Below are 5798 nucleotides of genomic sequence, written 5' to 3'. Positions count from 1 at the left end.
CGAGGAGATCTCCAAAGGATAGAAACTATCCTTCAACACCATTTGACAAACTTCCTCATTTACTCGGACCTTCTGGGGCGTTCTAGCTATCACCCGTACGGGGATCGAACCCGTAACTCCGCCTTGAGAGGGCGACGTCTTAACCAATTTGACCAACGGGCAATGTCAATAATCGGAACACGTTATATTCTACAGAAAGTTTCCCTACTGGTCAAGTGTTTTTATTGGAATAATCAGCTTAATTTCAGTCACTTTCATACTATTGTCTAACTTTAAAAATAGCGAAAAAAACAACCCTGAAAAATCAGGGTTGCTAGCTGATCTAAATATTATTATTCTTTAACAACATTAGCCGCTTGTGGTCCACGATCGCTTTCTTCAACATCAAAAGTTACTGCTTGGCCTTCTTCTAAGGTCTTGTAACCTTCACCCTGAATAGCTGAAAAATGTACGAAAACATCGCTGCCATTGTCGCGAGTGATGAAGCCATAACCTTTGTCTGCGTTAAACCATTTTACTGTACCGTGTTCCATGTATAAAAATCCTCCTGTGGGTCTGTGACCCGTTTAATTTGGTAAATCTTGTGAAAGGCGTACATTGGAAGAAGTTTACAATGAAACTTGTTACCAAAATATTCCGAACAAAGAAGTACTATTAAGTATAGTAGCATATACCCATTTAAATAGCAAATTTTATTATTAAATTATTGATAATTAAAAATAATCACTAAATAATGACGCTAGGCTTTAAAAAGCAATGGGCTGCCGAATATCTGCAATTTTTTTATCCACTAATTGCAAAACCGCTTTTGCATTTTCCGGATTAGATAGGTCATATTTTTGTAAATCAATCTTCATCTTTGGACCCTCATCATATTCCTTAAACCATGTCTTGTAGGCAGACCACATTTTATAATAATAGTCGTACAATCCGTTATCCGCATCAACTTGTTCGTAATCCCGACCACGCTTTTTAATCCGATAGAGAATCGTTTCAAAATCCGCATAGGCATAGACTAATAAATCAGGTGCTTTCTTAGGTAAATTCCGCAATTCAGCCATCATATTATCCAACAATTGCAGGTAAATGGAAAATTCTTGATCACTGATGTTTCCTTCCTTGTTATTTTCGCGGGTAAACAACGCATCTTCGTAGATTGAACGGTCCAATACGTTATTGTCATCGCTCAGCGCTTTTTTTATCATTGCAAATCGTTTATTCAAAAAGAAAATTTGCAATAAAAAGCCATATTTTTTCGGATCAGAATAATAAAGCGGCAAAACAGGATTATCCCCGACTGGTTCAAAAAATGCCTGTGTGCCTAAGTGCTTTGCAATAATGCCAGTCAATGTTGTCTTGCCGACCCCGATCATTCCTGCCGTTATTATCACCATGATTGACCCCCTCGTCATTTGCAAAAATGCATACCACATATTGTAGGTCAGAAAAACATAAAGCACAATGCTTCCAGATAAAATAAGTTAATCTTTTTTAAATGTGCTAAACTGACTAAGAAATAAATTTGTCATTCAGGAGTGAACATCGTGAAACGCTTATGGCTTAGTTTAACTATTATTATCGGCTTATTAGCCATCATCTTATTTGGCGCTAGTCTTTACTTTTACCATGTTGCCATTATGCCTGGTGAAAAAACCTTTATCAAAAGCACTCAACAATTAAAATCCAGTGATCCACTTTACCAACAGAAAAAATGGTTCGTGAATGTACCTAAAAAACATTGGCAGCAGACTAGCCAAGATGGCTTGAAATTAGTTGCTGATTATGTGCCCGCCAAAAAGCCAACTCACAAAACGGCAATCGTTGCCCATGGATTTATGGGTAGTAAGGAAAAAATGGGCGCTTATGCTGCCTTGTTTCACCAACTAGGTTATAACGTACTCTTACCAGATAATCGCAGTCAAGGCGCTAGTCAAGGCAATGCCATTGGCTATGGCTGGCTGGATCGTAAAGATTATTTAAATTGGGCAAGGCAAGTGATTCGCAAAAATGGCACCAAAAGCCAGATTATTATGTTTGGCGTCAGTATGGGTGCTAGTGGCATGGTAATGGCAAGTGGTGAACCTCAGCCCACACAAATTAAAGCTTACATCGCGGATAGTCCTTTTACTTCAGCTGATGCAGAAATTACGCACCAAGCACAACAGCTTTACCATTTACCCAAATGGCCTTTAGTACCATTAGTTAGTTTAATTACCAAAGTTCGGGCCGGTTATAGTTTTAAAGAAGCTAATGCTTTAAAGCAGATTCAAAAAAATCATAAACCAATTTTCTTAATTGCAGGAACTAAAGATACATTTGTCCCCTACCAGATGAGCCAGCAACTTTATGCCCGCGCAAACCAACCTAAGAAATTATGGCTAGTTCCAAATGCAAAACATGTCACTGCATTTGACCACTATCCAACATTATATACACATAAAATTAAAGGTTTTTTAACTCATTATTTACCTTAGCTACATTTTACTAAAATAAAAGCAGCGCACAATTAATTGTACGCTGCTTTGTAATCCTCTGATTGGGTAACTAGGGATCGAACCTAGAAATTACGGATTCAGAGTCCGTTGCGTTACCATTTCGCTATTACCCAATGATGTTAAATTTCATCAACGAATAATAGTTTACCCAAAAATTAATTCACTGTCAATTACTTATTTCAATTTTTTAACTATTTTTGCAAGACAATCATCAATTTCTGTCTAATTGTTTGTTTTTTCACTCCAAAGTAATTGTTAAAGCAAGAATTAAGTTCAATTAACTCACTATAAATAAAAAGAGCGGCCAATTAAGGCCCACTCTTCATGCTTGTGTTGAATTCTTTGTTTCCGGCGTTTCACTACCATAATGATCCAGAAAATAAATTAACGTTTGTAATTCGTTGGCAAGATCAACATTTTGAACACGCACAGTGCTCGGCACCGAAATTCTAATCGGCGTAAAATTCATAACCCCTTTTACACCAGCAGACACTAGTTCATCCGTTACTTTTTGTGCATCTTCAATGGGAACAGTTAAAATAGCAACATTGATTTGCTGAACCTGCAATTGTTTTTTCATTTCTGCCATTGGATAAACGGGAACGCCACTTTGAATCGTATTAGCAATGTCTTTGTTAATGTCAAAAGCAGCACTAATACGAACACTATTTGTTTGTTGAAAATTGTAATTTAATAAAGCATGGCCTAAATTACCAACCCCAATTAACGCAACATTAGTTAAGCGATCTTGATTAAGGGTTTTTTTAAAGAAATTCAATAAATTTTCAACATCATAGCCATAGCCGCGCTTACCCAGTGCACCAAAATAAGAAAAATCGCGCCGGATGGTTGCTGAATCCACTTGGACAGCTTCAGAAAGCTCAGTAGATGAGACACGCTGTTTACCGGCGTTAAATAAGATATTCAAATAGCGATAATAGATGGGTAACCGTTTTGCGGTTGCTTTAGGTATTTTTGTTTCAGCCATTCGCTCAGCTCCTAACGATATTTTTTTCATTTTGTGAATTAAATTCCTATTGACACTTGCTATCTTACTGTAATTGCTTGTGAAAAGCAATCAATTGTTCACAATTTATTTTGCGCATGCAGCAAGATTCAATGAACTTATGTTAAACTAATAGCTATGTGTGGGCTATTTTTCAAGCTCACCTTTCAGTCTCGTAAACGATAAATTATTTAGAAAGAAGCGAACTTCGTGATATTACTACAAGCACAAAATGTAGCTCGTCGCTTCGGTGCAGAAACGTTATTTGAACACGTTCAATTGCAAGTCAAAAGCCAAGCTCATGTTGCTTTAGTTGGGCGCAACGGCATTGGTAAAACAACTTTGCTCAAAATTATTATTGGGCAGAATCCGCCTGATGAGGGCCGCATTAGTACAAAAAAGGGATTAAGCATTGGTTATCTGTCACAAAATACCAATTTCAGTTCAAAACGTACTGTTTTTGCAGAAATGCTCACCGTATTCGATGAACTACGAAAAATGGAAAAACAAATTCATCAATTAGAAGCTAAATTAGGTCAGCCTGAATTACTAGCTGATAAAGATGCCTACCAACAAACCTTAAAACGTTATGATCGACTACAACAACTTTTTAGTGATCAAAATGGTTATGGATACGAAGCTGAAATTCGAAATGTCTTACACGGTTTCGGCTTCGACGATAGTTATTATCAACAACCTGTTAGCGCACTTTCTGGCGGACAGAAATCACGTCTTGCCTTGGCTAAATTATTATTGGAAAACCATGATTTACTAGTTTTAGATGAACCGACCAACCACTTGGACATTGCAACACTAACTTGGTTAGAAAATTACTTGCAAAATTATCGGGGCGCATTGTTAATTGTTTCCCATGATCAGTATTTTCTAGATAAAGTTGCAACAGAAGTTTATGATTTAAGCCGGCACACCACGGAACACTATACCGGAAACTATACAGATTATCGAAAAAAGAAAGCTGCCCGATTAGAACAAGCTTGGAAAGCTTATAACAAGCAACAAGCTCAAATCGCCAAATTAGAAGATTTTGTCAATAAAAACATTGTTCGGGCTTCAACTACTAAGCGGGCACAAAGTCGGCGTAAACAATTAGAAAAAATGGACCGCCTAGAAAAACCTAAAAACGATGATAAAACGGTTCGTTTTACCTTTAGTGAGGATAAGCCTTCTGGTCAACAAGTTTTAGATGTCACTAACGCTGCCATCGGTTATGATAAAAAGGTATTAGCTGATCCAATTAACATTCATGTCAAACGGCATCAAGCGGTTGCTATTACTGGTCCAAACGGAATCGGTAAATCAACGTTACTAAAAAGTATTCTCAAAAAAATTCCTTTATTGCGCGGAGACGTTAAATTTGGAACTGGCGTTGATGTGGGCTACTACGATCAAGAACAAGAAAACCTGCACGCTGATAAAACTGTTCTCAGCGAAATCTGGGATGAACACCCGACTGTTAACGAAGCTGATATTCGGCGCGTATTAGGCAGCTTTTTATTTACAGGTGAAGATGTGGATAAACAAATTCCAAGTTTATCTGGTGGTGAGCGGGCCCAGTTAATGTTAGTCAAGCTCGCAATGAACCACAATAACTTTTTAATCTTAGACGAGCCCACAAACCACCTGGACATTGATAGTAAAGAAGTTCTGGAGCATGCTTTACAAAACTATGATGGTACCATTTTATTCGTTTCACATGACCGGTATTTCATTAATCGACTAGCCACTCAAACCGTTGAACTCGCTACTTCGGGGACAACAACTTATTTAGGTAACTACGACTACTACCAAGAAAAAAAGGCTGAAGAAGAGGCCATTGCTGCCGAAAAAGCACCGACAACGCCAACCAAAACAGAAACTAAGCCTAGTACTAATCAACAAGAATTTCGCCAAAATAAAGCACAGCAAAAAGAAGCACGTAAACTTAAACGCCAAGTTAACGCACTAGAAAAAAAGTTAGAACAACTAGAACAGCAAAGCCATGCATTACAACTAACCATGACCAAACCTGAAACTTTACAAAATCCTGAAAAACTCAATGAATTGCAACAACAATTAGAGAAATTAGCTAAACAACAACAAGAAGTTGAAGACCAATGGGAAGAAGCTAGTTTGGCTCTGGAAGATCTCAATGGCTAATGCACAACTCTAATTGCAAAGATTATTAATAATTTCTACAACTAATCGCCTTAATTGCAATATAAAAACGAGGCTGCACCCTAATTACGGCTCTACAATATCTGTTGTTGGTAATAGATTTATCTATTATTGATGGCAGA

The 5798-nt window shown here is 37.5% G+C and carries 5 protein-coding genes and 2 tRNA genes; 2 read left to right on the top strand and 5 right to left on the bottom strand.

Annotated features, from left to right (window positions below; all coding sequences use genetic code 11):
- Positions 1-89: 89 nt before the first annotated feature.
- The 3 genes from FC24_RS09125 to FC24_RS09115 form a co-directional block, all read right to left on the bottom strand.
- A tRNA-Glu gene (locus FC24_RS09125) sits at positions 90-162 on the bottom strand.
- A gap of 170 nt (positions 163-332) precedes the next feature.
- Positions 333-533, bottom strand: coding sequence for a cold-shock protein (locus tag FC24_RS09120; RefSeq protein WP_057874571.1), 201 nt, complete (start codon positions 531-533; stop codon positions 333-335).
- A 213-nt stretch (positions 534-746) separates the two neighbouring features.
- Positions 747-1394, bottom strand: coding sequence for a deoxynucleoside kinase (locus FC24_RS09115; protein WP_057874570.1), 648 nt, complete (start codon positions 1392-1394; stop codon positions 747-749).
- A 150-nt stretch (positions 1395-1544) separates the two neighbouring features.
- Between FC24_RS09115 and FC24_RS09110 the strand changes: the two genes are divergently transcribed.
- Positions 1545-2474 carry an alpha/beta hydrolase gene (locus FC24_RS09110; RefSeq protein WP_057874569.1) on the top strand — a complete coding sequence of 310 codons (930 nt, stop codon included), beginning with the start codon at positions 1545-1547 and terminating at the stop codon, positions 2472-2474.
- A 62-nt stretch (positions 2475-2536) separates the two neighbouring features.
- Here FC24_RS09110 and FC24_RS09105 read toward each other — a convergent pair.
- Positions 2537-2608, bottom strand: a tRNA-Gln gene (locus FC24_RS09105).
- 209 nt (positions 2609-2817) lie between these two features.
- The gene (locus tag FC24_RS09100; RefSeq protein WP_057874568.1) at positions 2818-3483 is read right to left on the bottom strand and encodes a redox-sensing transcriptional repressor Rex; all 666 of its coding nucleotides are present in this window, start codon (positions 3481-3483) and stop codon (positions 2818-2820) included.
- Between the two features lie 228 nt (positions 3484-3711).
- Here FC24_RS09100 and FC24_RS09095 point away from each other — a divergent pair, with 228 nt between their 5' ends.
- On the top strand, positions 3712-5658 hold the full coding sequence (locus tag FC24_RS09095; RefSeq protein ID WP_057874567.1) for an ABC-F family ATP-binding cassette domain-containing protein: 1947 nt from the start codon (positions 3712-3714) through the stop codon (positions 5656-5658).
- Positions 5659-5798 lie beyond the last annotated feature (140 nt).

Origin of the sequence: Loigolactobacillus rennini DSM 20253, from assembly GCF_001436505.1 — a bacterium.
Lineage (GTDB): Bacteria > Bacillota > Bacilli > Lactobacillales > Lactobacillaceae > Loigolactobacillus > Loigolactobacillus rennini.
Note: the sequence above shows the minus strand (reverse complement) of the source record. Positions and strands in the feature narration are given on the sequence as shown.

Coding starts and splice junctions, on each gene's coding strand:
- FC24_RS09120 (WP_057874571.1), bottom strand. CDS start 533: ATGGAACACGGTACAGTAAAATGGTTTAACGCAGACAAAGGTTATGGC.
- FC24_RS09115 (WP_057874570.1), bottom strand. CDS start 1,394: ATGGTGATAATAACGGCAGGAATGATCGGGGTCGGCAAGACAACATTG.
- FC24_RS09100 (WP_057874568.1), bottom strand. CDS start 3,483: ATGGCTGAAACAAAAATACCTAAAGCAACCGCAAAACGGTTACCCATC.